Below are 26,484 nucleotides of genomic sequence, written 5' to 3' on the forward strand. Positions count from 1 at the left end.
AGCACAAGAGTATCGCTTTTTTTAACTTCAAATAACATTCGAATTTGCCGATTTACTTTGTAAGCCAATGACGACATTGACGATATTAACTTTCCATTAACAAATTCTGATAATCTCGATGGCCGTGGGGCACGTCATCGCCCCCGCGACCATCTCACCCTCCCGCGGAAAAAGGACTCGCTCACCCATGCGCTTCATGCACAACGACGATCTGGGCAAACTGCTGCTGCGACTCTGTGTGGGGATTCTGATCCTGCTTCACGGTCTGCACAAGCTCATGGACCCCACCAGTCTCAACGGTATCGCCCACCAGTTGGCGCAGATGGGCGTTCCCTCGTTCGTCGCCTATGGGGTTCTGGTCGGCGAAATCATCGCGCCATTGATGGCCATTGTCGGCTGGCAGGCACGCCTGGGCGGGATGCTGATGGCGATCAACATGCTGGTGGCCATCGTCCTGGTACATCTATCGCAGCTCTACAGTCTCAATGGCCAGGGGGGCTGGACGCTGGAGCTGCAGGGCATGTTTCTCGGCGCCGCGCTGGCGGTGATGTTCCTGGGCAGCGGGAGGATGGCCTTCAAGCCGGACTGAAGATTGCCGCTTTTTCCTGCATTAGCGATGCGTCGCACGCGGCCATTTTTTACTTTAAATACACCTAATATTTAAAATTTGGCGTATCTCACGTCCAATCGAGCTGCGCCAGGCGCCGCGCCATCAGCTCGGGAAAGCGCTTGAACCAGCGCTGATTGAGCGGTGACGGATGCGGTAATGGCGCCAGCGTAAAGGCGCGTTGGTGGCCATCCGGCAGACGCAGCTCGATCTGATGCAACGCCGTGAAGCGATCCTCACGCGCCCAGAAAGCGTCGAGTGCCGCACTCACCTCGCGCGGCTGCTCGATGCCGAACCACAAGAAGGCTTCCCGCCCCAGGGTGATGATCCGCTCGCCCTGCCAGCAGGCATCCAGCAGATGCGCCATCAGCGGCTGGAAGCGGCGCTTGACCGCCATCGACCACGCCTTGTTGCCCTGGGGCTTGTAGGGCACGGTATTGATCCAGAACAGCTCGCGGCCGATCGCCAGAGACGCGTCGAGATCCGGCAGCGGTGCCTGGTGACGGTGGCGGTAGAGTGCGCTGCGCACCTTCTGCCCGCCGGCGCCGACGAATGGCTCTCCGGTCTCCACCTCGCGGGTGCCCGGGTCACGGCCGAAGATCGCCAGACGCGCATCGCATGGGCCGAGCCCCACGATCGGCTCGCAGGGGTCGCGTCCAAAGCGCGCATAGGTGTCGCGATCCAGGCGCTCGAGCTCAGCCGCCTCCCGGCGCAGGGCTGCCTCGATGGTCGCCGGCAGCCGCCTAGGGCGTGCGCCCTCCTTCATGTGCTGTCCTTCATTCACGCTCCCCGTTCGGCGTCATCGGCATGCCTGCGCCGCGACGATTCAACCGGTGGGAAAATTGAGTACCAGCAACCCGGCATTGAGATAGCCGGCGAAGCTGACCCACACCAGATAGGGCAATAAAAGCACCACCGCCAGGCGCGAATAGCGCGAGAAGGTCACCAGCGTCCATACGATCAGCCCCCACATCAGCAGCAGATCGAGCAGCCCCACCAGCATCCAGTGGGCGCCGAAGAACAGCCACGACCACAGCGCATTAGCGACGAGCTGGGCGACGAACGGCGTCAGGGCCTGTCGCCGCTGCCCCGGCGGCGCCACCAGCGTGACCCGCCAGGCGGCCACCGCCATCAGCAGATAGAGCAGCGTCCAGGCCACCGGAAAGAGCCAGTCCGGAGGCGTCAGCGGCGGCTTGGTGAGCGCTTCGTACCAGGGTCCGGGCGGCGTCAGAATGCCGCTGCTGGCGGCCACCGCCACCAGCAGCAGCCAGCCGAGAAAGATCGAGAACGAACGATTCATGCGACTTACCAGGAGCCGGTATTTTCCATCGACGCCCAGGGCTCCTGCGCCGGCTTCGGCTCGCCCTTCTGCAGCAGTTCGATGGAGATACCGTCAGGCGAACGCACGAAGGCCATATGGCCATCCCGCGGCGGGCGATTGATGGTCACGCCGTTGGCCTGGAGCTTGTCGCACAGCGCATAGATGTCGTCGACGCGGTAAGCCAGGTGGCCGAAGTTGCGCCCACCGGTATAGGTCTCCGGGTCCCAGTTGTAGGTCAGCTCGACCATCGGCGACTTTTCAGCCTCGGCGCGCGGGCGGTCGTTGGGCGTGGCGAGGAAGACCAGCGTAAAACGGCCCTTTTCGCTCTCCTTGCGCGACACCTCCTCGAGGCCGAGCAGATCGCAATAGAAGTGCAGCGACGCATCGAGATCCGACACGCGCACCATCGTGTGCAGGTATTCCATGAGAATCTTCCTGATTCGTCAGTGAGTTGAACCGTTTCATGGTAGACCAGGAAGACGCAGCGGTGAATGCCGGCGCCCGCTTCGTGCTGCCGACTCCCCGGCGCCGCCGATCGCGAACTCGACGCCCCCGCCTACCTCGCACACAATTCAGCCACCCCTACCGAGGAGTAAGCATGGATTCGCTGACACAAGCCTGCCTGGGCGCCGCGGTCGCCGGTGCGGTGATGCCGCGTCTGGGGCGCCGCGCGCTGCTGCTGGGCGCGGCGCTGGGTACCCTGCCGGACCTGGACGTGGCGATCGACTACGGCGATGCCGTGGCCGACTATACCCGCCACCGCGGCTTCAGCCACTCGCTGCTGGTGCTCGCCGCACTGGCCACGCTGCTGGCGGGGTTGGCCAGTCGCTGGCGACGTAGCCGCGAGATCGCCACCTTTGCCCATTGGTGGTGGTTGTTCGCACTCTGCCTGCTGACCCACCCACTGCTCGACGCGTTCACCACTTACGGCACCCAACTGTTGTGGCCGCTGCCGCTGACGCCGGTGAGCTGGCACAGCCTGTTCATCATCGACCCCGCCTACACGCTGCCACTGCTGATCGGGGTGATCGTGTTCGCGATCCGCCCGCGGCGGCGCCCGCTGGGTATCGCGCTGGCACTCTCCTGCGCCTATATCGGCTTCAGCCTGGGCGCCCAGGCGTTCGTCGAGTCGCGGGTCAAGAGTGCCCTGGCCGCCCGCGGCCTGGCGCAGGCCCCCATGCTGGTGCAGCCGGCTCCGTTGACCACGCTGCTGTGGCGGGTGACGGTGATCGATCAGGGTCAGGCGCTGGAGGGCTGGGTGGGACTGCTGGATGGCGACGCGCCGGTGACACTGACGCCCTGGCCGCTGGGTGACACCTGGCGCCAGAGCGCACTGGCCACGCCGGATGGCCAGCGACTGGCCTGGTTCAGCGGGCCTTTTCTGCGCTACGACGTGGTCACGCCAGACGCCCGACCCTACCTGACCGCCACCGACCTGCGCCTGGGCATCCCCGGCCTGCACCCATTCGTCTTCACCCTCGCCGCCCGCGATGCGGCCGGCGACTGGCAACCCGTGCCCAGTACGCGCGAAAGTCAGGGGCGCCCCGACCGCTCAGTGCTCGAACGCCTGCTGGCGCGAGTCGTCGACCCCAGCGTCGAACCGGTTCTCCCTCCCCGCGGCTTGGCGGACGGGCCTGGATAGAATTCGCCACGCCCAACGTCAAGCGCCCGCCACCTTCAGGTAGCGGGCGCTTGGCCAGCAGCGCGAAAGCGCTCAGCAGTGAGTGCTGACGTACTCGGCAATCGCCTGCTTGGCCTCGGTCAGGGCCGCCTGTTTCTGGCCATCACCCATGTTGAGCCCCTCGGCGTAGATGGCGTGGACATCCTTGATGCCGATCAGGCCCAGCATGTGACGCAGGTGCGGGGTCTGCGAATCCATCTCGGTACCGGCGTACATGCCGCCGCGCGCCGCCAGGATCAGCCCGGACTTGCCTTCGAGCAGGCCTACCGGGCCGTTTTCGGTGTACTTGAAGGTCTTGCCCGCACGCAGGATACGATCGAACCAGGCCTTGAGCTGGCTGGGGATGCCGAGATTGTAGAGCGGCACCGCGAGCACGATCAGATCGGCGGCCTCGACCTCGGCCAGTAGCGCCTCGGAGTGGCGCGCCAGTGCCACCTGCTCCGGGGTGCGCGCACTGGGCTCGGTCATCCAGCTACCCATCTCTTCACCGCTCAGGTGCGGCAGTTCGCTTGCGACCACGTCACGCTCGACCAGCGCGACATCGCGCCCTTCGAGTGCGGACTTGAAAGCCGCGGCGAGGCCGCGGGACTGGCCATTCTCGCCGAACAGCGAGCTGGTGATCAGCAGGATGCGTTGTGTCATGGACGAAGCTTCCCTAGCAGAGTGAGTGAGGCCTAGAGGTGAAGCCCGCCGCCAGGGGCGGCGGGTGAACGCTGATCGCCATTATTCATTTTGGTTTTTGAAATGAAAACCGCGAATATTGGCATGAATCATTCGATACAATCGCTCGAATATCAGCGCTTGGCCTCCACCCCCTGCCCGCACCCCTGCCACTCGTGACGCCCGTAGCGCAGGGTCACCTTGACCGGCCAGGGCTGCCCGCTCATGTCGTCGAAGCAGGCGCCGGCGCGCAGGTCCATCTCCAGCGGCTGACGCCCGCTATCGCTGACCAGCACCATGCGCGCATCGCTGCCGTTCTTCACCGAGGCCACGCGGTAACGGAAGGTATCGGTCGCCTGGCCGTAGTCGGAGACCAGGGTCAGGGTGGTGGTCTGACGGTCGAGCGAGACGTTCCAGCCCGGCTCGTTGCCGCTGGCATAGAAGATGCTCTGCGGATGCGCCTGGCGGGTGGCGGTGGCGCGCTCGCTGGCCAGCGCGCAGACCAGTTGGCCATGGTCGCTCTCGACCCGGGCATCGCGACCGTGGCGCTCGAAGGCGACACCGCCGAGCACATAGCGGTCACCGTCTGCCGCCACCGCGCGCTGCAGCTCCGTGCTGCCGAGGGCGGTCCACAGGCGCAGGCGCTTGGCATCCGGCATGGTGGTCACCAGATTCTGTGACGGCGTACAGCGCCAGGCGCTGAAGCGCTCCCCCCCATCGGCGAAGAAGGCACTCGGCAGCAGCGGCGACTGCGGCGCGCCGACGGCTGCCTGGTTGTCATTGTCAGCGCCCGTGCCCGCCGCTGCTCCGCCCGTCGTCGGCGTGGTGCCCCCGGCGCATCCGGTGACCAGCGAGGCGAGGAGAAGCGTGGCAGTGAGCCTGGAAGCGCGAGGCGACGTCAGAGCACGACGAAGAGCGGCGAGAGGCGCGGAAGACATGAGCGAGTTCCCGAACATGGTTGGCTGACAGCAGCGAGCGGTTGGACGATAAGCAGGCGCCGCGAGCGAACCCACGGCGCGTGACGCAGACTACCATGCGAGGCACGGCCGGCGCAGGTTCAAGCGCCATCCGTTCTGCGCGGCTCCAACCAGGCTCACGCGAAGCGCTGACGCAGCTGGCGCACGGCCTAGACCAGATTGCCGAGAGCCGGCGCGACCTCGGCCCAGCCGCGGGTCTTGAGCCCGCAATCCGGGTTGACCTACAGCCGCTCGGCCGGAATCTTCTCCGCCGCCTTGACCATCAGCTCGACCATCCACGCCACCGTGGGGATATTGGGCGCGTGGATGTCGTAGCCCCCGGCCCGATCTCGCTGGGGTAGTCGAACGCCTGGAACGCATTCAGCAGCATGGGTGGGGTCTCTGTGCATTAGCGGGTAACATCGGGGAGCCGACGGCCAGATGTGCAGTCTCGCCACGCCCTTTCCCTGAATCAAACGCGTTTTCTTAACCCCTGACGTGAACAATATTCATAGCATGCTCGAACTTCGCCATCTCCGTACGCTGATCGCCCTGCGAGACACCGGCTCGCTGGTCGAAGCGGCGGAGCGTGTTCATCTCACCCAGTCGGCGCTGTCTCACCAGATCAAGGATCTGGAGTCGCGCCTGGGCATGCCGCTGTTCGCGCGCAAGACCCGCCCGGTCGCCTTCACCCGCGCCGGAGAGCGGCTGCTGGCCCTGGCCGAGCAGGTGCTGCCGCAGCTGCGCCTGGCCGAACGCGATCTCGCCCGCCTCGCCGGGCATGAGCAGGGCCGCCTGCACATGGCGATCGAGTGTCACAGCTGCTTTCAGTGGCTGATGCCCACGGTCGACCACTTCCGCGATCACTGGCCCGAAGTGGAGGTGGACATCCCCAGCGGCCAGAACTTCGACCTGCTGCCGGCGCTGACGCGCGAGGCCCTCGACCTGGTGATCACCGACAACCCCGAGCCGCTGCCCGGCATCCACTACGCCCCGCTATTCCGCTACGAGGGGCTGCTGGCGGTGGCCAAGCAGCATGCCCTGGCAGGACAGAGCTGGGTCGAGCCGCCGGATCTGGCCGCTGAGACGCTGATCGTCTACCCCATCGACCACTCGCGGCTGGATATCTTCACCCAGTTCCTGGAGCCGGCGGCGATTCGCCCGCGGGAGATCCGCAGCGCCGAGCTGACGGTGATGATGATGCAGCTGGTGGCCAGCGGGCGCGGCGTCTGCGCCCTGCCCAACTGGGCCCTGACCGAGTATCTGGAGCGCGACTACGTCAAGGCGCTGCCGCTGGGCAAGGAGGGGGTGTGGAGCACGCTCTACGCGGCGGTTCGCGACAACGACCGGGCGCTGCCGTGGATGGAGGATTTCATTCGCACCGCACGGGATACGTCGTTTGCGGTGCTGAGCGGCATCAAACCGGCTTGAACGGCATCAAACCGGCATCAGCGGCATCAGCGGCGCTCACTGAGCGCCGTCGTCGAAATTGAGCGGGCTGATCGATTCGCGCGCGTGCAGCGGCAGCAGCAGGCTGAAGCGTGCTCCGCCCAGGCGCTCGCTGCGATCCACCACCACGTTGCCGCCGTGCCACGCCATGATCTTCTGCACGATCGACAGCCCCAGGCCGTAGCCACCGGAGCGCCGCGTGCGGCTGTCGTCGAGCCGGGCGAAGGGCTTGAAGATGGCGATGCGATCCTTCTCCGGCACGCCGGGACCATCGTCCTCGACATCGATACGAATCGCCCGCGGCTCGCGGTGGATCTTGACGCAGACCTGGGTCTCGGCGTGCCGGCAGGCGTTGGCGACCAGGTTCTGCACCGCGCGCTGCAGATAGCGTGGTTCGGCCTCCACCTCCAGCTCCTCGCCGTCGGCTACCGTCAGCGTCAGATGCGGGTGCAGCGGGCTGAGAATCTCCAGCACCCGCCACGCCAGCGCGCGGCACTCCAGGCTTTCGGTCTTGAGCGTCACGCCCTGGGCATTCTCGCTGTCGAGCTTGGCGTAGGTGAGGATCTCGTCGATCAGGCGATCGAGCTCGGAGATGTCCTCATCGATGCCCTCCAGCTGCTTGCGCGCGTGCCCCTCGCCGTAGAGATCCTCGAGCATCTGCACCGCGAAGCGGATACGCGCCACTGGCGTGCGCAGCTCGTGGGAGACCGCACGAATCATCTCCTGCTGGCTACGCAGCAGCGACTGCACCTGCGCCGCCATGCCGTTGAGCGCCATGCCCAGGCGGCCGAGGAAGTCGTTGCCATCGACCCGCACACGGGCGTTGAGATGGCCGGCGGCGATCCGCGTCGCCGCGCGCTCGAGCCGGCCGACGCGACCCTCGACGCTCCATACGATCAGATAGATCGCCCCTGCCAGGGTGATCAACACGATGATCAACAGCGACAGCGCCAGTGACAACGGCATCGCCTCGAAGCTGGGCAGCGGGCCGATACGCAACCAGCGATCGGGGCCGACCCGGGCGTGGATATAGAGCGCGCTCAGGCTCGAGTCGAGGCGCACCACCACCTCACCGGCATCGAGCCGGGTCGCCTGGATCGGGTCGACGTTGGATGGCGGCTCGGCGTAGAGCCCCACCGGTACCTGGAACTGCTGCTGCACCCGGTGCAGGCGCTTGGCCTGCACCTTGTCCGACTCACCGCTGAGCCAACTGCGCAGGACCTCGGTGATGCCGCGCAGCTGCATCTCGTTGAGCGAGTTGATGCGCGCCGCCAGCACCCAGTCGGATTGCGGCACCTTGTAGAGCGAGCGCCAGCCGTCGTCGGCGGCCTCGATCACCGGGCGCTTCTCTTCCAGCCGGGCGCGCTCGAAGTAGTCGAGCGAAAGATCCTCGAGCCGAAACAGCCCCAGGGGCATGCCCAGGGTCGAGGCCATCGAGGCGAGCCAGTCGTCGCGCCTCTCCAGCGGCTGGCGCGAGACCAGGTCGGCAAGCAGCGCCAGGGGGCCGCTGACCAGGCTTTCGCGATAGTGCTCCTGGCGCACCTTGTCGACCATCAGAAAGCCGAACAGCGCCAGCCCGAAGGTGATCACCAGTGCGGCCAGCAGCGCCAGGTAGAAGCGCAGAAAGGTGCTGTCGGTAAGCGAACGCCGCATCGCTGCTCTCGCGGGGAATGAGGGGGTGTGTCGGCAAACGACGGCGACCGCGATCGCGGTCGCCGTCGCGACTCAGCTATCCCTGACGAACAGGTAGCCTTTGCTGCGCACCGTCTTGATACGGTGGGGGTGATTGGGATCGTCACCGATCTTGGGCCGAATGCGCGATACGCGCACGTCGATCGAGCGATCCTGGCCGTCGTACTTGATCCCGCGCAGCTGCGAGAAGATCTCCTCGCGGGTGAGCACGCGCCCGGCGTTGTCGGCCAGCAGCCAGAGCAGATCGAACTCGGCACTGGTGAGGTCGATCCGCTGCTCCTCGAGCCAGGCTTCGCGGGTGGCGCTGTCGATCACCAGATTGTCGAAGGTCAGACGCGTGGCACCGCTCGACGACACCAGGCTGTCGGCGCGACGCATCAGCGCCCGCATGCGTGCCAGCAATACCCGCGGCTGTACCGGCTTGGGCACGTAGTCATCGGCGCCCATCTCCAGCCCCAGCACCTGATCCATGTCGTCGGTGCGTGCGGTCAGCATCAGAATGGGGCCGGCGTAGTGCGGACGCGCCCGGCGGCAGATGGAAAGCCCATCCTCGCCGGGCAGCATCAAGTCGAGGATGACCATGTCCGGCTGCTCCTCGATGATTCGCTCCACGCCGTGGGCGCCATCATGCTCCAGTCCGACCTGAAAACCGTTGGCCTCCAGATATTCGCGCGTCAGATGCGCCAGCCGTTCGTCATCTTCGATGATCAGAACGCGATCTTGATGTGCAGTGCTGTCCAAGCTGTCTTCCATCCCTATGAGTTGGCCTCGAAACCCGGCCCTGCATACCACTGATTCGTTTATTGTGTGACGCGCTAAGGCATCGACCGATTGATAGTGAACGGTGAACCAAGGTGGCCTATAACGCAACGAAATCTTGAGACATGCTGCGAGGCGCCAAGCTCACTCGGCACAGGTGGTATCCGAGTATTCATGATACCTCATAAGCCACCCCTGTAACCTACTAACTCGATTGGATGATTTGTCGTTACTCTCTATCCGGTACATTTTCTCGCGACAGACATCAGACCGGTTGGGGGAGATAAGTCGCAGCCCTTTCACTCATTAGACTTAGGAAAAATACATCCCAATCACTCCCCCATGTCCCTGTCAGGTCGCACCATTGCACCGCGATCAGCGGCTCAGCTCGACCTCACGGGTCTTGCCATCGCGCAGCGTGACCTGCTTGATGATGATCGGGCTGCGCGACTCACCGCCGGGCAGCAGCACGCTACCGGCCACGTAGAACACCCCGGCGGGAATGCCGCGCACCACGAAGTAACCGTCGGCATTGGTCTTGGCGTAGTGGGTGTAGTCGCGCGCTCGCGGGTCGGCCGGCTCGATCCGGCGACCGGACAGTGCGACATCCGCGGCCTCGGCGGCATAGCGTGTCGCCGGCGCCACCGAAATGGTTTCGTTGGCACCCACGATCGTCTGACCGCCCGGCATGGTGTAGCTCAGCCGCCCCTGCACCGCTGCGGTACCGTGTTTCTCGAGCTTGGCGTACTCCTCGGCCGGAAACGCGATCTGACGCTTGACCACGTTCTCGTCGCGGGACTGGCCGCCGAAGATATCGGGCATCTTGAAGCTGCTGGTGGAAAAGCTGTCGCACCCGGTCAGCCCCAGCATGATCAAAAAGGGTAACAGCCAGGGCCGCCACTGTGTCAGCGTCATCTTCGACTCCTTGAATGCAACGCGCGCGTTAGTGACCGGACATTCATCACCGAGGTAAACCACGACGAACGCTTATCTTACGTCACGTCGCACTGTCGATCTGTCCGACAGTGTCACCCAGGGTAACTTGCGAGTTCGATTGTAAACGACAATCACGCAGAGATTACGCAAGCGTTGTCGCCTCTGGGCGACAGTCTGATCGAACCACTGGGCGACAGTTTAATCGGACCGCTGGGCAACGGCTTGATCGAGAGAGCCGATTCACGGGGTCCGCGGACTCAGCGTCAGATGGTCGGCACGAATCTGAATATCGAAGCGGCCGAGAAAGCTCATCCCGAGCAGCACCATGTCATCGCCGATACCGGCATGGATTGACCCCGCCACCTGGCGCACGGCAAGACCGCCCAGACGCACGCTGTCGAGCGTGGTGAGGTGCCCCTGGACGCGTCCATTGGCTGTGTTGAAGGTAGCCGCAGGGCCGGGTTGCAGACCTAGACGCTCGGCCAGCCCACGCGACAGCGAGACATAGGTGGCGCCGGTATCGAGCAGGAAGGTGACCGGCTGGCCGTCGATCTCGCCCGGGGCGACGAAGTGGCCGGCGGCATTGCGCGCCAGAGAGACCGGGGCGCCGGGGGCGGCTTGACTGGAGAGCTCGAGATTGGGGTTGGCACGCCGGCTTTCGACGCCGCGAAACCACCACACCGCCAATGCCAGCATCACTACCCAGCACAGCAGCATCATCCCGAGTCCGAGACGCCGCGTGGTGTGTTGCGCGTCAGCCATCGGCTCGCCTCCCATACGAACTCATCGGGTTCGGTGCGGCGCTCAGCGTGGGATCGAGGGTATCGGTGCAGGTCAGGCTGACCTCGGCCAGCACGTGTCCGCGCATCGCTGCGCGGACACGATTTAACTGCGATTGATCGACATGCCACCATCGACCAGCATCGCGCTGCCGGTCATGAACCCGGCATCCTCCGAAGCCAGGAACAGCGCCGCGCGAGCGAGTTCTTCCGGCCGCGCCAGACGCTTGAGCGCGTGCATCTGCGCCACTTGCGCCAGGGCCTCCGGCGTATCGTTCATCGCCTCCGCCATCGGCGTCTGCGTGCCGCCAGGCAATAGCGCATTGACGCGAATGGCATGCGGACCGAACTCCGCCGCCAGCGCCTGGGTCAGGCCGATCAGGCCAGACTTGCTGGCAGCGTAGGCGGCGGTGCCGGGGAAGCCGACAGTGTAGCCAACGAAGGTGGACGTAAAAATCAGCGAACCGCCACCGCGTGCCAGCATCGCCGGAATCTGATGCTTGGCACCGAGGAAGGCCGCACTGAGGTTGGTGTCGAGCGTCTCGCGCCACGCCTGTGCATCCAGTTGGGGGGTCGGAATCAACGTCCCGAGCGTGCCGGCGTTGTTGAACGCGATATCCAGACCACCGAAACGCTCGATCGCCAGAGCCACCAGCGCCTGCGCATAGGGTTCGTCGCGGACGTCGCCGGCCAACCAAGCAGCCTGACCGCCGGCATCGACGATCTGTGCGGCGACGGCCTGCAGCTCCGCACCGCGCCGTGCCGCCAGCACCACACAGGCGCCCTCGCTCGCAAATAGCCGCGCCGCGGCCTGACCGATCCCGGAACTGGCGCCAGTGATTAGCGCGATCTTGCCTTGTAAGCGTTGCATCCATGTCTCCATTGGGTCGAAGGAACATGGATGATCGACGATGGGCCACCTCGCTACTCGCCGTTTTCGGACCTGGCAGTGGAGAAATGGCGATGGGACCCACGCGGGCGGTAGCGCAGGGTCTTCTGCGCCACGGCTTCTTCTTCGTTATCCAAGCCCCCGGCCATGGTGTGCAAGCCCAGGTCATTGGACAGGCCGATAAGCGAGCGCACCATCACGCCCTTCTGTTCGCCGAGACAGCCCCTCGATGGGCTCGCCGCGGTTGTCGCTAAAGCGCATGACGCTCTCCTGTCTCTCCGGGGGGATCGCCCGCTGGCCTGGAGTGATGCAAGGACATCCGCGACCCACTGCGCAAGCGTCCTGCGGAGTGCTACAGTCGCCGTCACGACGTACTCACTACCGTTCACCGATAACCTTAGGGTTCCCTCAGGCGTTTGTCATGACCGATCTCGCATCTCCCTCCCAGACGCCCGCCCAGCTGGGCTTTCGCATGCCGGCGGAGTTTGCCCCCCACGACGCCTGCTGGATGCTGTGGCCGCAGCGACCGGACAACTGGCGCCTGGGGGCCAAGCCGGCGCAGCGCGCCTTCGTCGAGGTCGCCCGCGCCATTGCCGAGAGCGAGACCGTGATCGTGGGCGTCAACGACGAGCAGTACGAGAACGCCCGTCACCAGTTACCGGCGCACATTCGAGTAGTCGAACTCTCCAGCAACGATGCCTGGATGCGCGATGTCGGCCCGACCTTCGTCACCCACCCGGACGGGCGTATCGCCGTCGTCGACTGGGACTTCAACGCCTGGGGTGGGCTCAAGGGCGGGCTCTACTTCCCCTGGGACAAGGATCGCCGCATTCGGCGCAAGATCGCCGAGATGCTGGGAATTCCCTGCTTCACTGCGCCGCTGGTGCTCGAGGGCGGCGCCATCCATGTGGATGGCGAGGGCACCCTGATCACCACCGAAGAGTGCCTGCTCAACCCGAACCGCAACCCGGAGCTCAGCCGCGAAGCGCAGACCCAGCTACTGGCCGACTATCTGGGTATCGACAAGGTGATCTGGCTGCCGGCGGGCTGCTACCAGGACGAGACCGACGGCCACGTCGATAACCTCTGCTGTTTCATCGCCCCCGGCGTGGTGGCGCTGACCTGGACCGACGACGAGAGCGACCCGCAGTACGCCATCTCGCGGCAGGCGCTGGAGATTCTGGAGCGTGCCACCGACGCCCGCGGCCGCCGTTTCGTAGTCCACAAGCTGCCGCAGCCGGGCCCACTCTATCTGGGCGAAGAGGAAGCCAGCGGCGTCGATCGCCTGTCGAGCTCGCGCCCGCGCCGGCCGGGAGATCGCATGGCAGCCTCCTATGTCAACTTCTATATCGGTACCAGCGTGGTGGCGATGCCGCTGCTCGATCCCGCACACGACGCCAGCGTGCGCGAGATACTGGAAGGGTTTTTCCCGGGGCGCCGGGTGATTGGCGTGCCGGCGCGCGAGATTCTGCTCGGCGGCGGCAACATCCACTGCATCACCCAGCAGCAACCCCGGCCCTGAGCGCCATGCACCCGCCGGCCTTGCGTAGCGCGAGGCCGGCCACCGGTGGCGGCTCTGGCCACCCGGTCTATGCTGTAGTCACAGCCGCTTACGCACCGTAACCCGGCGTCGACTCAGGAGATTGACCATGCTACGTACGACTCCCTTCATACTGGCAGCCGCCCTGCTGCTCAGCGCTTGCGGTACCGGCACCGGTGAGCGCGCGCTCAGCGGTGCCGGTGTGGGCGCCGCAGTGGGTGCCGGTGCCGCCGCGGCCACCGGTGGCGATGTTTCCGACGGAGCCGTGATCGGCGGTGGCGTGGGCGCGGCCACCGGGGCGGCGACCGACTCCAGCGACATCAACCTCGGTAACTGAACGCGCCACAATCGCGACCTGCCATCAGCGGCAGAAGGCAACGCCGCGCATTCCCAGATGAAAGTGGTTGGCGTGCGCAGCGTTGTAGTCGGGGCCGATCACGGTCCCGAAGTAGCCACAGGCCGCCGCCTGGACCTGACGCAGGAACGCTGCCCGCTTGCCCTCGCCTTCCCAATCATCCAGCAGATCGATACGCTCGCCGCTGGCCAGGGTGAAGCCGGCGACATCCAGCGCCGAGGCCGTGGCGTGCTCGCTGCGCCGCGCGTTCTCACGATGATAGATATTACGGCAAGCGAAGGAGCCGAAGTGGCGCACCGCGGTGACGCGGCTATCGAAGGTGCGCTCGGCCAGCGGCTGGAGCTCATGACGCTCGAACATCGTCCACGCCAGGGCCAACGGGCAGGTGGCGACGAAGCTCGAGCTGAAGCGCAACCCGGTGCTCTGAAGGCGCACCACATCGGTCAGCGGACAGCCCGCCACCGGGGTGTAGTCCGCCAGCGGCGTGAAGCGTACCTCCGGGGCCGTTCGCAGCGCCGCGCGGCACACTTCGGGGTCGCGTTCGACACGCGCGAGCTTGAGCCGAGTGACCGGCGTCACCGGGTCGTCCACCACTAGCGGCGCGAACGGATTCCACGCCCGTGGCACATCGATACCGCCCTTGTCGAGCGCCACGCCCAGCGCGATCAGCACCAGCCATCCCAGCGTCGTTGCGCGCATGCGCCTCCCTGCCCCGTGCCGCCGAACCAAGGTCTAAGCTTAGGCGCTGTCAGAGATGACTGCGTACGTCAGCCCTCGACCATCCAGGCGTGCTCCGGGTCGTTACGGAATGTCCAGACCCGTCGCGGCCCGGCCATGACATTGAGGTAATAGAGGTCATAACCGTGGGCGGCCGCGACCGGGTGGTAACCACGCGGCACCATCACCACACAGCCATCCTCCACCGTCAGGGTCTCGTCCAGCGAGCGATCATCGGTATAGACACGCTGGAAGGCAAAGCCCTGTGCAGGGTTCAGGCGGTGGTAATAGGTCTCCTCGAGCATCGACTCGTGGGGTAGATCATCAGTGTCGTGCTTGTGCGGCGGGTAGCTCGACCAGTTACCAGCCGGGGTGTAGACCTCGACCACCAGCAGGCCGTCGGCCGGCTCGCTCTCTGGCAGCACGTCGTGGATATGCCGAGTATTGCTGCCGCTACCCCGGGTGCTACGGTTGATCTGGTCGGGGACGATCAACCGCGCGGCTTGGTTACCCTGCCCCGGCGCGCTGCACACCGCGAGTTCGAGCGGGGTGAGCGCCTCGACATGGTAGTCCACGCCCGGCGGCAGATAGACCGCGTAGGGCGGCACTGGCTCGAACACATCCATCCGCGCGCCGATCGCTTCCCAGCGCTCGTCGCCGCTGGTCACGTTGGCGCGCCCGGCAAGCAGCACCAGACAGTGCTCGCGTTCACCGGTATCGGCGGCTATCCGTTGACCGGCCGCCAGACGGTGAAGGCGAAAGCCGACATGGGACCAGCCGGCGGATTCCGGGGTGACTTCGAGCACCTTGCCCTGCGCATCGGGTTGCTGGGGGCGAACTAGCAGTGAACTCATGGCGACTCTCCTGCGCTCGTGGCATGGGATGGATCGATCTCGTCGAGGGCCACGCGACGGCCCTCGCGCAGCGACAGCAACGCCGCCTCGGCCAGACGCAGCGCCTCCAGCCCGTCTTCGGCGCCGGCCAGCGGCGGCCGTCCCTCGCGCCAGCTGGTGACGAAATCGTCGAGTTCACGGCGATAGGCCAAGGCGTAGCGTTCGAGAAAGAAAGCGTGGGGCAGCTCACCGATCTGGCCGGCCGCCCCGGTGAACCGCAGCCGGGTCTCGGTTTCGTTGCGTGCTTCGAGCATGCCCAGGCTGCCGAATGCCTCGATGCGCTGGTCATAGCCGTAGCTGGCACGACGCGAGTTGCTGATATGGCATAGCTGGCCGCTGGCGCTGACCAGGGTGATCATCGCTGTGTCGATATCCCCCGCCGCCCCCAGAGCCGGATCGATCAGGCAGCCGCCTTCGGCGTACACGTCGCGGATGGGCTCGTCGAGCAGCCAGCGCGCCATGTCGAAGTCGTGAATGGTCATGTCGCGAAACAGCCCGCCCGAGGCTGTCACGTAGGCGGGCGGCGGCGGCGACGGGTCGCGACTGATCACGCTCAGGGTCTCCAGCATGCCGATACGCCCGGCGCGGATCTGCCGCCTGAGCGCGGCGAACTGCGGGTCATGGCGCCGGTTGAAGCCCAGCGCGCAGGTCACCGGATGCCGCGCCAATACCTCCAGTGCGGCACGTGTCCGCGGCAGATCCAAGGCGATCGGCTTTTCGCACAGGACCGCCTTGCCGGCACGCGCGGCGCGCTCGAGATAGTCGGCGTGGGTCGGTGTACTCGACGCGATCAGCACCGCATCGATCGCCGGATCCTCGAACAGCGCATCGGTTGGCAATACGCTGCAGCCGTAGCGCTCGGCGAGTGCCTGGGCCGCCGACGCTTGGGCATCGCTCACCGCCGCCAGGGTGACCTCGGGATGCGCGGCAATGGCAGTGGCGTGCACCCTGCCGATCCGTCCCGCGCCGATCAGTGCCAGTCTCATGCATCGCTCCTCGAATACGTTACTCGAATGCGTTTCTCTAACGAGTCCCTCGAATGATGTCGTCGAATGGTCGCCGCGCAACGGGATCACCTCGGCCCGCACGCCCCGGGCGCTGGTCAGCGCTCAGCCGTCGGCCGCCCTGAGTCTGGAGGCGGGAGCGCCGGATCGGCGGGGTCGCGTTGGCGTACCTGACGCATCCCCAGGGCAATGGCCAGGGTCTGGGCCAGGCACAGCGAAGCGCTCAGACCGCGAAAGCTCTTGACCTCGGCCTCCTGCACCACCAGCGCCACGTCGGCGACCCGCGCCAGCGGGCTGAGGCTGGAATCGGTGATCACCACCAGCGGGATGCCGCGCTCGCTGGCGTCATCGGCGGCGCGCCGGCTCTCTTCGGCATAGGGTGAGAAGCTCACCACCAGCAGCGCATCCCGCGCTCCGATCGATTTAACCTGCTCGCCATGCATGCCGCCCAGGCCATCGATCAGCGCCGCGCGCTTGTCGATGTGGTGCAGCGCATAGGTGATATAGCTGGCCACCACGAAACTGCGCCGAGCCCCCAGCGCATACACGATCTCGGCGCCTTCGAGCAGATCCAGCGCGCGCTCCAGATCGGCCGGATCGATACGCCCGGGCAGCGCCTCCAGCACCTGCCGATTGGCCTCGGCGAATTCCCACAGCAGTTGCGTGCTGTCAGGCGTTTCACCGGTGGCCACGCGTACCGCACGGATACGCTCGGCGTAATTGGGCAGCTCGTTGACCAGGCGGGCGCGAAACAGCTCCTGCATCTCCGAGAACCCGGTGAAACCGAAGCTGTTGGCGAAGCGAATCAGCGTCGAAGGGGTGACGCCGGCCTGTTCGGCCAGCTTGGCCACCGTGGCGAAGGCCACCTCGCGAGGATTGTCGAGCAGAAAGCGCGCTGTCTGCTGCAGGCGACGGCTGAGGGAGGCGTAGACCTCGGTGATCTGGCGCTCCAGCGCCGCGAAATCCTCGATGGGCATGCAATGAACCTTTACTGGATGGGCAATCGACGCGGTGATCCGGGTGATCAACTCTCGATGCAACGAGCCTAAGAGGATTGGAATAAAAATTCCACACATACCAAAGTATAGAATAAATAATTTGTAATCTCTTAAAAATGGAATTTATATTTCATACCACGGTTCGACCGGAACAGCAGCCGTGCTTCTCGACCGCGACTCGACGCCCGCCCCTTATCGCGACTCGGCGTCAGACAACGACAACGTGACACACGCCAAGAGGATTCATCATGCGACGCCGTAACCGCTTCGATCTCTCACCGGCCGGCGGCAAGCGCCTCGCCGCCGTACTCGTCACCGCCCTGGGCCTGCTCGTCAGCGGGCTGACCCATGCCGAGGGCCACCGCTTCGTCATGGTCACCCATGGCGTGCCTTCGGACCCATTCTGGACCGTGGTCAAGAACGGCGCCGATGCCGCTGCCCGTACGCTGGGTGACACCCTGGAGTACCGCGCTCCCTCGACCTTCGACATGGCCAAGATGCAGCAACTGGCCGAGGCCGCCATCGCCTCCGACCCGGACGGTCTGATCCTCTCTTTCACCGACGAAAGCGCCCTGGGCAAGGTGGTGCAGAATGCCACCGATCGCGGTATTCCGGTCATCACCATCAACTCCGGCGGTGACGCCGCGGCCAAGTACGGCGCCCTGCTCCACGTCGGCCAGAGCGAGTACGCAGCGGGCAAGGCCGCCGCCGAGCGCATGCGCAAGATGGGGGTCGAGAAAGGACTGTGCGTCAATCACGAGCAGGGCAACCAGGGCCTCGATCAGCGCTGCGACGGCTTCATCGACGGCTTCGACGGCAACGCCGAGCAGCTCGCCACCTCCTACGATCCGACCGAAATTCGTAACGCCATCGTCGCCTATCTCAACCAGCACCGCGATATCAAGGGCGTGCTGACACTGGGCGCGATCACCGCCGGGCCGCTGATCCAGGCCATGCGCGACGAAGGCGCCACCGGCAAGTTGACCCTGGCCACCTTCGACCTCTCACCCGCTATCCTGCTCGCACTGCAGCAGGGCGCGCTGGATTTCGCCATCGACCAGCAGCAGTACCTGCAGGGCTATCTGCCCGTGGTCTTCCTCGACCAGTACGTCGAGCACGGCCTGCTGCCGGCGGATGACGTGGCGACCGGCCCCGGCTTCGTCACCAAGGAGAACGCTGCCCGGGTGATGGAATTGAGCCGGCGCGGCATCCGCTGACGCCAGGATTCGGCTCCCGCCCCCGACTCTCAGGAGATCATCGCCATGACAGCGACCACCGCAGTCCCCACCTTGGGTGAAGACGAACGCCTGGCCAAGCAGGCGACCTGGAAGAGAATCATGCGCCGCCCGGAGCTGGGCGCCATGGCCGGCGCGCTACTGGTACTGGCGTTCTTCCTCGTCGCCGCCAGCGGTACCGGCATGTTCTCGCCCGCCGGCATCATGAACTTTCTGGAGGTCTCGGCGCAGCTCGGTATCCTCGCTACCGCTGCGGCCCTGCTGATGATCGGCGGCGAGTTCGATCTGTCGATCGGCTCGATGATCGGACTAGCCGGTATCATCATCGCGGTGCCGGTGATGGAGTACGGCTGGCCACTGTGGTCGGCGCTGCTGCTGGCCTTCGCCTGCGCCATGCTGGTGGGCTGGTGCAACGGCTATCTGGTCAACCGCACCGGCCTGCCCTCCTTCATCGTCACCCTGGCCTTTCTGTTCATTCTGCGCGGGCTCGCCATCGGCGGTTGTCGCCTGCTCACCGGGCGCACGCAGATCGGTGGCCTCCAACCGCACATCGCCCACGACTGGCTCGCCCCGCTGTTCTCAGGCGAGGTGGCGACAGGGCTGTTCGCGTGGATGGCCGCGCACGGCTGGATCGCCACCAATTTCGCCGGCAACCCGGTGGTGACCGGCATCCCGGTCTCGATCGTGTGGTGGCTGGGCCTGACCGCGGTCGCCACCTGGGTACTGCTGTTCACCCCTTACGGCAACTGGATCTTCGCCGCCGGTGGCGATGCCAATGCGGCGCGCAACTCGGGCGTCCCGGTACGCCGGGTGAAGATCTCGCTGTTCATGTTCACCGCGCTATCGGCCACGGTCTTCGCCAGCCTGCAGGTGATGGACACCGGTTCCGCCGACACCATCCGCGGCATGCTCAAGGAGCTGGAGGCGATCATCGCGGTGGTCATCGGCGGCGCGCTGCTCACCGGCGGCTACGGTTCGGCGGTGGGCGCCGCGCTCGGCGCGCTGATCTTCGGCATGGTGCAGATGGGCATCTTCTATACCGGCGTCAACACCGACTGGTTCAAGGTCTTCCTCGGCGCGATGCTGCTGATCGCGGTGCTGTTCAACAACTTCGTGCGCAAGAAGATGATGGAGGCCCGCTGATGAGCCATTCGACCCCAATGATCGAGATGCGTCAGGTCAGCAAGCACTTCGGCAACGTGATCGCCTTGAAGGAAGTCTCGCTGCACGTGCATGCCGGTGAGGTGATGTGCCTGCTGGGCGACAACGGCGCCGGCAAGTCGACCCTGATCAAGACCCTCTCCGGCGTGCACCGCCCGACCAGCGGCGAGATCCGCGTCGCCGGCCAACCGGTTCGCTTCAAGTCCCCCGCCTACGCCCTCGACAGCGGCATCGCCACAGTGTTTCAGGATCTGGCGATGATCCCGCTGATGTCGATCACACGTAACTTTTTCATGGGGCGTGAGCCGACCACGGGTGTGGGGCCGTTCAAACGGGTCGACTGGAAGCGAGCCGACCGTATCGCCATGACCGAGATGGCCAAGATCGGCATCGACGTGCGCGATCCCAGTCAGCCGGTGGGCACGCTCTCAGGCGGCGAGCGTCAGTGCGTGGCGATCGCGCGAGCGGTCTACTTCGGGGCCAAGGTGCTGATCCTCGACGAGCCGACCTCGGCGCTGGGCGTGAAGCAGGCATCGGTGGTGCTGCGCTATATCGCCAAGGCGCGCCAGGACGGCCTGGCGGTGATCTTCATCACCCATAACGTCCACCACGCCTATCCGGTGGCGGATGCCTTCACCCTGCTCAAGCGCGGCAGCAGCCTGGGTTACTTCCGCAAGTCGGAGGTCAGCCGCGAGGAAGTGCTCGACATGATGGCTGGCGGCGCCGAGCTGGAAAGCCTGGATGCGGAACTGGCCGAGTTTCAGCGCAGCGCCGCTTCCTCCGCTGCCTGAACGGCGCCGGCGCCCGTTGCGCTGGCTCATCCCGGAGATACGCACATGACAGCCACCCTCAATGTCGGTCTGATCGGCAGCGGCTACATGGGCAAGGCCCACGCCATCGCCTACCACGCCGCGCCGCGCGTGTTCGCGCTGCCAGCGCGGCCGGTCTGCGCGCTGCTGGCGGAGACCGACGCCACGCTCGCGACACAACAGGCCGCGGCGCTGGGCTTCGCACGTGCCACCGGCGACTGGCAGGCGCTGGTCGCCGATCCGGACATCGACGTGGTCGATATCTGTGCACCCAACGTCCTGCACGAACCCATGGCGCTGGCCGCCATCGCCCACGGCAAGCACGTTTACGTGGAAAAGCCGCTGGCGCTGACCGCGGCTAGCGCCGAACGCCTGTGCGAGGCCGCCGCGCGCGCCGGAGTGAAGACGCTGGTCGGATTCAACTACCTGCGCAATCCGGCCACCCAACTGGCGCGCGAGATCGTCGTCAGTGGCGAGATCGGCGAGCTGGTGCACTTCCGCGGCCGCCACAACGAGGACTATCTGGCCGATCCCGCCACGCCGCATAGCTGGCGTACCCGCCGCGATATGGCGGGCAGTGGCGCGCTCGGCGATCTCGGCTCGCATATTCTCAACCTGGCCGAGTACCTCAGCGGCCAGACGATCACCGCCCTCTGTGCCGACCTGCAGACGTTGATCCGTCAGCGGCCACTGGCACAAGGCAGCGGCCTGGGCACGGTGGAGAACGACGACCAGGCGCAGGCGCTCTTGCGCTTCTCACACGGTTTGATCGGCAATCTGGAGACCTCTCGCATCGCCAGCGGACGCAAGCTGGGTCTCTCCTACACCCTGACCGGCAGCCGCGGTGCCATCGTCTTCGATCAGGAGCGCATGAATGAACTCCAGCTCTATCGCCAGGCGGGGCCCGCCGGCAGACGCGGCTTCACCACCCTGCTGACGGGGCCCGAACATCCCGACTATGCCGCCTTCAGCCCCGCTCCCGGCCATGGTCTGGGCTACAACGACCAGAAGATCATCGAGGTACGCGACCTGGTCGAGGGCCTCTGTGGTCAGCGCCCGCTCTATCCCGACTTCGGCCACGCCTGGCGCATCAACCACTTGATCGACGCCATCGAACGCTCGCACCGGACGCGCGGCTGGGTCGACCTCGACGCTTGATCGCCCAGCCCCATCGCCACCGCGATGCCAACCGACGAACCCCGACGTGGAGACACGCCATGCCTCATGCCTTCAACCCTGCACGCTCGCTCGATCTCATCTGCCTCGGCCGGGTCGCGGTGGACCTCTACTCGGAACAGCTCGGCAGTCGACTCGAGGACGTGTCGCGCTTCGCCCGCTATCTCGGCGGCAGCTCCGGCAACGTCGCCTACGGCAGCGCCCGCCTCGGCCTGCGCTCGGCGATGCTGTCACGCGTCGGCGACGAGCAGATGGGCCGGTTCGTGCGCGAGGAGCTGAGCCGGGCCGGGGTCGACGTCAGCGCCCTGCAGACCGACCCCGAACGGCATACCGGCCTGGTGCTGCTGGCGCTCAAGGATCGCGACAGCTTCCCGCTGCTGTTCTACCGCCGTGACTGCGCCGACATGGCTATCGATGCCGACGCCATCGACCCGGCCTACATCGCCAGCGCCCGGGCGCTGGCGATCACCGGCACCCATCTCTCTACCGCCATCACCCAGCGCGCCTGTCGCAAGGCGCTCGATGCGGCCGCCGACCACGGCGTCAAGCGGGTGCTCGACATCGACTACCGTCCGGTGCTGTGGGGGCTCACCCAACCCGGCGACGGTGAGACACGCTTTGTCGCCGATGCCGAGGTCACCCGCCACCTGCAGCAGTGGCTGGGAGCCTTCGACCTGATCGTCGGCACCGAAGAGGAGTTCCATATCGCCGGCGGCAGTACCGACACCCTCACCGCCCTGCGGGCGGTGCGCGAGCGCAGCGCCGCGACCCTGGTATGCAAGCTCGGCGCCCAGGGCTGCGTAGTGATGGAAGGCGCGATCCCCGAGCGTATCGAGGACGGCATTCTGGTCGCGGGCGTCGAGGTCGAGGTGCTCAACGTCCTGGGGGCGGGAGATGCCTTCATGAGCGGGCTGCTGCGCGGCTGGCTCGACGGCCAGACCTGGGAGACCTGCGCCACCTACGCCAACGCCTGCGGCGCCCTGGTGGTCTCGCGCCACGGCTGCGCCCCGGCGATGCCGACCGCAGAGGAGCTGTTCGACTATCTGGCGCGGCGCGAGAGCCTGCCCCGCCCCGATCTCGATCCTCGGCTCAATCACCTGCATCGTGTCACCACGCGCACGCCGCGCGCCTGGCCACAGGTATGCGGGCTGGCCTTCGACCATCGTCGCCAACTCAGCGAAATGGCGCGCGAGACCCATGCCGATCCCACCCGTCTGCCGCAGCTCAAGCGCCTGCTGGTGGCCGCCGCCGCCAGCGGTGCCGAGCGCGCCGGACTCGAGACGCCGGCGATTCTGGTCGACGACGTATTGGGCCAGGATGCGCTCAACGACGCGAGTGGCCGGCAGTGGTGGATCGGGCGCCCGGTGGAGCTGCCCGGGTCGCGCCCGCTGCGCTTCCAGCACGGCGACGACCTGGGCCGCTGCCTGCGTCACTGGCCACGCGAACATATCATCAAGTGTCTGGTGTTCTACCACCCTGACGATCCCCTCACGCTGCGTCTCGATCAGGAAGCGCGACTGCAGCAGCTCTACCAGGCGGCCTGTGATGTCGACCTCGAACTGCTGATCGAGATCATCCCGCCCGACGATCTTCCCGACGACGACGCTACCCTGGCGCGAAGCCTGACCCGGCTCTATCACCTGGGCATTCGTCCCGACTGGTGGAAACTGCCGCCGATGTCGGAGGCCGCCTGGCAAGCCGTGGGCGCGGTCATCGAGACCCAGGACCCACACTGCCGGGGCGTGGTGCTGCTCGGCCTCGATGCCCCCATGGAGACCATGAAGGCTGGCTTCGCGGTGGCGGCCAGCCACCGCTGGTGCAAGGGCTTCACCGTGGGGCGCACGCTGTTCGCCCGCGCCAGCCGGGCGTGGCTCTCCGGGCATATCGACGATGCCGAGCTGGTCGCCCAGGTGGCGACCAACTATGCCGAACTGATCCAGGCGTGGCGCACGCTGCGCGCCCCGCTCACACCCGCGGAGGCTACCCCATGAGCGATAGCGTGAGATTGACCATGGCCCAGGCCGTGGTGCGCTACCTGAGCGCCCAGCAGGTCGATGTCGATGGCCAAAGACTCCCCCTGTTCGCCGGCTGCTGGGCGATCTTCGGCCACGGCAATGTGGCGGGACTGGGCGAGGCGCTCTATCACGCCCGCGATCGGCTACCGACCTATCGTGCCCATAACGAGCAGGCGATGGCGCATGCCGCCATCGCCTATGCCAAGACGTTGGAGCGCCGCCGGATGATGGTCTGCACCGCCTCCGCCGGCCCCGGCGCGACCAATATGGTCACCGCCTGCGCGCTGGCCCACGTCAATCGCCTGCCGGTACTGTTTCTGCCCGGCGATACCTTCGCCACCCGCCTGCCGGACCCGGTGCTACAGCAGGTGGAGGACTTCCAGGACCTCGGCGTGACCAGCAACGACTGCTTCCGACCGGTCAGCCGCTTCTTCGATCGCATCACCCGCCCCGAGCAGCTGCTCACCGCCCTGCCACAGGCGCTGCGCGTGCTCACCGACCCCGCCGACTGCGGCCCGGTCACGCTGGCCCTGCCCCAGGACGTGCAGACCATGGCCTATGACTTCCCCGCGAGTCTGTTCGCACCGCAGGTGCATCGTCTACGCCGCCAGAGCCCCGACACCGCGGAGCTGGAAGCCGCGCTCGACCTCGTTCGCCAGGCGCGGCGTCCGCTGGTGATCGCTGGCGGCGGCGTGCACTACGCCCAGGCGCGTGAGGCGCTGGCCACGCTGGTCGAGCGTCATTGGCTGCCGGTGGGCGAGACCCAGGCGGGCAAGGGCGCACTGCCCTGGGACCATCCGTGCAATATGGGCAGTATCGGCGTCACCGGCGCCGCAGCAGCCAATGCCTTGGCGGCGGACGCCGATCTGGTGATCGCCGTGGGGACCCGGCTCGGCGACTTCACCTCTGGCTCACGCGCCCTGCTCTCGCCGCAAGTTCGCCTGCTCTCGCTCAATGTGGCCGCCTTCGACGCGATCAAGCACCGCGCCCAGCCGCTGGTCGGCGATGCTCGGCTGAGCCTGCAGGCGCTCGCGGCAGGGCTGGATGAATGGCAGCCCGACGCCGCCTGGGCGACCCGTAGCGCCACACTGCGCGACGAGTGGCAACGGTGCGTCGATCACGCAACCCGCGACCGCGCCGGCCCGATGCCCAGCGACGCCGAGGTGATCGGTGCAGTCAACCGCGCAGCCGGCGAGCGCGATATCGTGGTATGCGCCGCCGGTGGCCTGCCGGGGGAGCTGCATAAACTGTGGCGCACACGTCACCCACGGGGCTACCACCTCGAGTACGGCTACTCCTGCATGGGCTACGAGCTCGCCGGCGGTGTCGGGGTCAAGCTGGCCAGCCCGAGTTCGGAAGTATTCGTGATGGTCGGCGATGGCGCCTATCTGATGCTCAACTCCGAGATCGCGACCTCGGTGGCACTGGGGCTGAAGATCGTCGCGGTGGTGCTCGACAACCGTGGCTTCGGCTGTATCCATCGCCTGCAGCAGGCCTGCGGTGGGCCTGGCTTCAACAACCTGCTCACCGACTGCCGCGATGCCGGTGACGGCGCACCCAAGGTGGACTTCGCCGCGCACGCCGCAGCACTCGGCGCGCGCAGCGAGACGGTGACCGGCATCGCCGAGCTGGAAGCGGCACTGGCGCGTGCCAAGGCATCACCGACCAGCTACGTGATCGCACTGGATACCGACCCGCTGGCGACCACCGAAGCCGGCGGCGCCTGGTGGGACGTCGCCGTCGCCGAGGTCTCAGAACGCGAGGCCGTGGGCGCAGCCCGCCGCCGCTACGAAAACCACAAGACGCGCCAGTGGCAAAACCGCTGACCCACACCGATCTGGCCCGACCCTGCGCCCTATCGCCGGGGCCGGACCACCGCCGAGAGAGGAGAGAGACCATGGCCGTACGCCTGGGCATCAACCCGCTGACCTGGACCAACGACGACTTGCCGAGCCTGGGCGGCGACACCCCGCTCGAGACATGCCTTCGCGAAGGCCGTGAAGCGGGTTTCACCGGCTTCGAGCTGGGCCAGAAATTTCCCCGCGAGGCAACGGCGCTCAATGCCGCGCTCGGTGCCCATGACCTCTCTCTGGTGTCAGGCTGGTACTCCAGCCGTCTGCTCGAACGCGGCCCCGAGGCCGAGATCGAGGCATTGCAGTCGCATCTGGCACTGCTCGAGGCGGGCGGTACCAAGGTGATGGTCTACTGCGAAGTCACGCGCTGCGTGCATGGTGATATCACCCGCCCGCTATCGCAGCGCCCACGGCTCGGTGATGACGAATGGCAACGACTGTGCCAGGGGCTCGAACGCGTGGGCGACTACCTGGCCAGCCACGGCATACAGCTGGTCTATCACCATCATCTGGGCACGCTGATCGAGAGCCAGGCAGAGATAGAGCGCCTGATGAACGCCACGCGCGACTCGGTGGGGCTGCTGCTCGACCTGGGCCATCTGCATGCCGCAGGTGGCGATCCGCTGACGATCGCCCGACGCTACGCCAAGCGCATCCATCACGTGCACTGCAAGGACGTGCGCCAGTCGGTACTCGACGACCTGCGCAACCGCGACCGCAGTTTTCTGGCCGGCGTCCTCGACGGACTGTTCACCGTCCCCGGGGATGGCGATGTCGCTTTCCTGCCCACGCTCGAACACCTGTGCCAGGCGGGCTATCACGGCTGGCTGGTGGTCGAGGCAGAACAGGACCCGGCGGTCGCCCCGCCTCTCGCCTACGCCCGCCTGGGCTATCGCCACTTGCAGCGGCTGGCGACCCAGGCCGGCTTCACGCTCGCCCGCTGAAGCCCAGTTCCACAAAGCACTACCCCGGCACCTTGCCGCCACGGCGATGACATCG

At 66.2% G+C, this 26,484-nt stretch carries 26 protein-coding genes and 1 pseudogene; 12 read left to right on the top strand and 15 right to left on the bottom strand.

Features of this window, described 5'->3' with window-relative positions:
* Nucleotides 1-187: 187 nt before the first annotated feature.
* On the top strand, nt 188-589 hold the full coding sequence (locus ABV408_RS14140) for a DoxX family protein (protein ID WP_353979548.1): 402 nt from the start codon (nt 188-190) through the stop codon (nt 587-589).
* 88 nt (nt 590-677) lie between these two features.
* Here ABV408_RS14140 and ABV408_RS14145 read toward each other — a convergent pair whose 3' ends face one another.
* From ABV408_RS14145 to ABV408_RS14155, 3 genes are read right to left on the bottom strand one after another with little or no spacing between them, the layout of a single operon-like run.
* Nucleotides 678-1,373 (bottom strand): uracil-DNA glycosylase family protein, encoded by a 696-nt coding sequence (locus tag ABV408_RS14145; RefSeq protein WP_353979549.1) that lies wholly within the window; start codon nt 1,371-1,373, stop codon nt 678-680.
* Between the two features lie 60 nt (nt 1,374-1,433).
* Nucleotides 1,434-1,907: a TspO/MBR family protein gene (locus ABV408_RS14150; RefSeq protein ID WP_353979550.1), complete on the bottom strand. Its 474-nt coding sequence runs from the start codon at nt 1,905-1,907 to the stop codon at nt 1,434-1,436.
* 5 nt (nt 1,908-1,912) lie between these two features.
* Nucleotides 1,913-2,353, bottom strand: a complete 441-nt coding sequence (locus ABV408_RS14155) for a VOC family protein (RefSeq protein ID WP_035474022.1) — start codon at nt 2,351-2,353, stop codon at nt 1,913-1,915.
* A gap of 173 nt (nt 2,354-2,526) precedes the next feature.
* Between ABV408_RS14155 and ABV408_RS14160 the strand changes: the two genes are divergently transcribed.
* Nucleotides 2,527-3,570, top strand: coding sequence for a metal-dependent hydrolase (locus ABV408_RS14160; RefSeq protein WP_353979551.1), 1,044 nt, complete (start codon nt 2,527-2,529; stop codon nt 3,568-3,570).
* Between the two features lie 72 nt (nt 3,571-3,642).
* On the opposite strand, the gene ABV408_RS14165 is transcribed toward ABV408_RS14160, so the two are convergent.
* The 3 genes and pseudogenes from ABV408_RS14165 to ABV408_RS14175 form a co-directional block, all read right to left on the bottom strand.
* Nucleotides 3,643-4,251 carry an NAD(P)H-dependent oxidoreductase gene (locus ABV408_RS14165; protein ID WP_353979552.1) on the bottom strand — a complete coding sequence of 203 codons (609 nt, stop codon included), beginning with the start codon at nt 4,249-4,251 and terminating at the stop codon, nt 3,643-3,645.
* Nucleotides 4,252-4,403: 152 nt separating this feature from the next.
* A complete protein-coding gene (locus tag ABV408_RS14170; protein ID WP_353979553.1) occupies nt 4,404-5,207 on the bottom strand; it encodes a C-type lysozyme, inhibitor in 804 nt (267 codons plus the stop codon).
* A 188-nt stretch (nt 5,208-5,395) separates the two neighbouring features.
* Nucleotides 5,396-5,613 (bottom strand): annotated as a pseudogene (locus ABV408_RS14175) (hypothetical protein); the annotation flags it as partial.
* A gap of 128 nt (nt 5,614-5,741) precedes the next feature.
* On the opposite strand from ABV408_RS14175, the gene ABV408_RS14180 reads away from it, so the two are divergent.
* Complete coding sequence (locus ABV408_RS14180) at nt 5,742-6,656, top strand: LysR family transcriptional regulator (RefSeq protein ID WP_353979554.1); 915 nt, start codon at nt 5,742-5,744, stop codon at nt 6,654-6,656.
* 36 nt (nt 6,657-6,692) lie between these two features.
* Here the strand turns inward: ABV408_RS14180 and ABV408_RS14185 are convergent, their stop codons facing one another.
* From ABV408_RS14185 to ABV408_RS14205, 5 genes are all read right to left on the bottom strand, one after another.
* Nucleotides 6,693-8,327 (bottom strand): ATP-binding protein, encoded by a 1,635-nt coding sequence (locus tag ABV408_RS14185; RefSeq protein WP_353979555.1) that lies wholly within the window; start codon nt 8,325-8,327, stop codon nt 6,693-6,695.
* Between the two features lie 72 nt (nt 8,328-8,399).
* On the bottom strand, nt 8,400-9,119 hold the full coding sequence (locus ABV408_RS14190; protein WP_110674871.1) for a response regulator transcription factor: 720 nt from the start codon (nt 9,117-9,119) through the stop codon (nt 8,400-8,402).
* Between the two features lie 381 nt (nt 9,120-9,500).
* Complete coding sequence (locus ABV408_RS14195) at nt 9,501-10,040, bottom strand: carboxypeptidase regulatory-like domain-containing protein (protein WP_353979556.1); 540 nt, start codon at nt 10,038-10,040, stop codon at nt 9,501-9,503.
* Nucleotides 10,041-10,301: 261 nt separating this feature from the next.
* The gene (locus ABV408_RS14200; protein ID WP_353979557.1) at nt 10,302-10,823 is read right to left on the bottom strand and encodes a retropepsin-like aspartic protease; all 522 of its coding nucleotides are present in this window, start codon (nt 10,821-10,823) and stop codon (nt 10,302-10,304) included.
* 123 nt (nt 10,824-10,946) lie between these two features.
* Nucleotides 10,947-11,711, bottom strand: a complete 765-nt coding sequence (locus ABV408_RS14205) for an SDR family oxidoreductase (RefSeq protein ID WP_353979558.1) — start codon at nt 11,709-11,711, stop codon at nt 10,947-10,949.
* 439 nt (nt 11,712-12,150) lie between these two features.
* Here ABV408_RS14205 and aguA point away from each other — a divergent pair, with 439 nt between their 5' ends.
* Both aguA and ABV408_RS14215 read left to right on the top strand, forming a co-directional pair.
* Nucleotides 12,151-13,251 (top strand): agmatine deiminase, encoded by a 1,101-nt coding sequence (aguA, locus tag ABV408_RS14210; RefSeq protein WP_353979559.1) that lies wholly within the window; start codon nt 12,151-12,153, stop codon nt 13,249-13,251.
* Nucleotides 13,252-13,378: 127 nt separating this feature from the next.
* Nucleotides 13,379-13,606: a hypothetical protein gene (locus ABV408_RS14215; RefSeq protein ID WP_035474043.1), complete on the top strand. Its 228-nt coding sequence runs from the start codon at nt 13,379-13,381 to the stop codon at nt 13,604-13,606.
* A gap of 24 nt (nt 13,607-13,630) precedes the next feature.
* Here ABV408_RS14215 and ABV408_RS14220 read toward each other — a convergent pair whose 3' ends face one another.
* The 4 genes from ABV408_RS14220 to ABV408_RS14235 form a co-directional block, all read right to left on the bottom strand.
* Nucleotides 13,631-14,323, bottom strand: coding sequence for an extensin family protein (locus tag ABV408_RS14220; RefSeq protein WP_353979560.1), 693 nt, complete (start codon nt 14,321-14,323; stop codon nt 13,631-13,633).
* A 68-nt stretch (nt 14,324-14,391) separates the two neighbouring features.
* Nucleotides 14,392-15,195, bottom strand: coding sequence for a 5-deoxy-glucuronate isomerase (iolB, locus tag ABV408_RS14225; RefSeq protein ID WP_353979561.1), 804 nt, complete (start codon nt 15,193-15,195; stop codon nt 14,392-14,394).
* Entirely contained in the window at nt 15,192-16,220 is a 1,029-nt protein-coding gene (gene iolG, locus ABV408_RS14230; RefSeq protein ID WP_353979562.1) for an inositol 2-dehydrogenase, read from the bottom strand. The genes iolB and iolG overlap by 4 nt, the downstream gene beginning before the upstream one ends.
* Nucleotides 16,221-16,336: 116 nt before the next feature.
* Nucleotides 16,337-17,215, bottom strand: a complete 879-nt coding sequence (locus ABV408_RS14235; protein ID WP_353979563.1) for a MurR/RpiR family transcriptional regulator — start codon at nt 17,213-17,215, stop codon at nt 16,337-16,339.
* Between the two features lie 269 nt (nt 17,216-17,484).
* Here ABV408_RS14235 and ABV408_RS14240 point away from each other — a divergent pair, with 269 nt between their 5' ends.
* The 7 genes from ABV408_RS14240 (at nt 17,485) to iolE (ending at nt 26,429) form a co-directional block, all read left to right on the top strand.
* Nucleotides 17,485-18,453 carry a sugar ABC transporter substrate-binding protein gene (locus ABV408_RS14240; RefSeq protein ID WP_353979564.1) on the top strand — a complete coding sequence of 323 codons (969 nt, stop codon included), beginning with the start codon at nt 17,485-17,487 and terminating at the stop codon, nt 18,451-18,453.
* 45 nt (nt 18,454-18,498) lie between these two features.
* A complete protein-coding gene (locus tag ABV408_RS14245) occupies nt 18,499-19,614 on the top strand; it encodes an ABC transporter permease (protein ID WP_353979565.1) in 1,116 nt (371 codons plus the stop codon).
* Nucleotides 19,614-20,423 (top strand): ATP-binding cassette domain-containing protein, encoded by an 810-nt coding sequence (locus ABV408_RS14250; protein ID WP_353979566.1) that lies wholly within the window; start codon nt 19,614-19,616, stop codon nt 20,421-20,423. Before ABV408_RS14245 ends, ABV408_RS14250 begins: the two co-directional genes overlap by 1 nt.
* A 45-nt stretch (nt 20,424-20,468) precedes the next feature.
* The gene (locus ABV408_RS14255; protein ID WP_353979567.1) at nt 20,469-21,599 is read left to right on the top strand and encodes a Gfo/Idh/MocA family oxidoreductase; all 1,131 of its coding nucleotides are present in this window, start codon (nt 20,469-20,471) and stop codon (nt 21,597-21,599) included.
* A gap of 59 nt (nt 21,600-21,658) precedes the next feature.
* Nucleotides 21,659-23,608, top strand: a complete 1,950-nt coding sequence (gene iolC, locus ABV408_RS14260; RefSeq protein WP_353979568.1) for a 5-dehydro-2-deoxygluconokinase — start codon at nt 21,659-21,661, stop codon at nt 23,606-23,608.
* Nucleotides 23,605-25,458, top strand: coding sequence for a 3D-(3,5/4)-trihydroxycyclohexane-1,2-dione acylhydrolase (decyclizing) (gene iolD, locus ABV408_RS14265; protein ID WP_353979569.1), 1,854 nt, complete (start codon nt 23,605-23,607; stop codon nt 25,456-25,458). The genes iolC and iolD overlap by 4 nt, the downstream gene beginning before the upstream one ends.
* A gap of 71 nt (nt 25,459-25,529) precedes the next feature.
* A complete protein-coding gene (gene iolE, locus ABV408_RS14270) occupies nt 25,530-26,429 on the top strand; it encodes a myo-inosose-2 dehydratase (protein WP_353979570.1) in 900 nt (299 codons plus the stop codon).
* Nucleotides 26,430-26,484: the final 55 nt, after the last annotated feature.

The sequence above is a fragment of the Salinicola endophyticus genome (assembly GCF_040536835.1).
Lineage (GTDB): Bacteria > Pseudomonadota > Gammaproteobacteria > Pseudomonadales > Halomonadaceae > Salinicola > Salinicola endophyticus_A.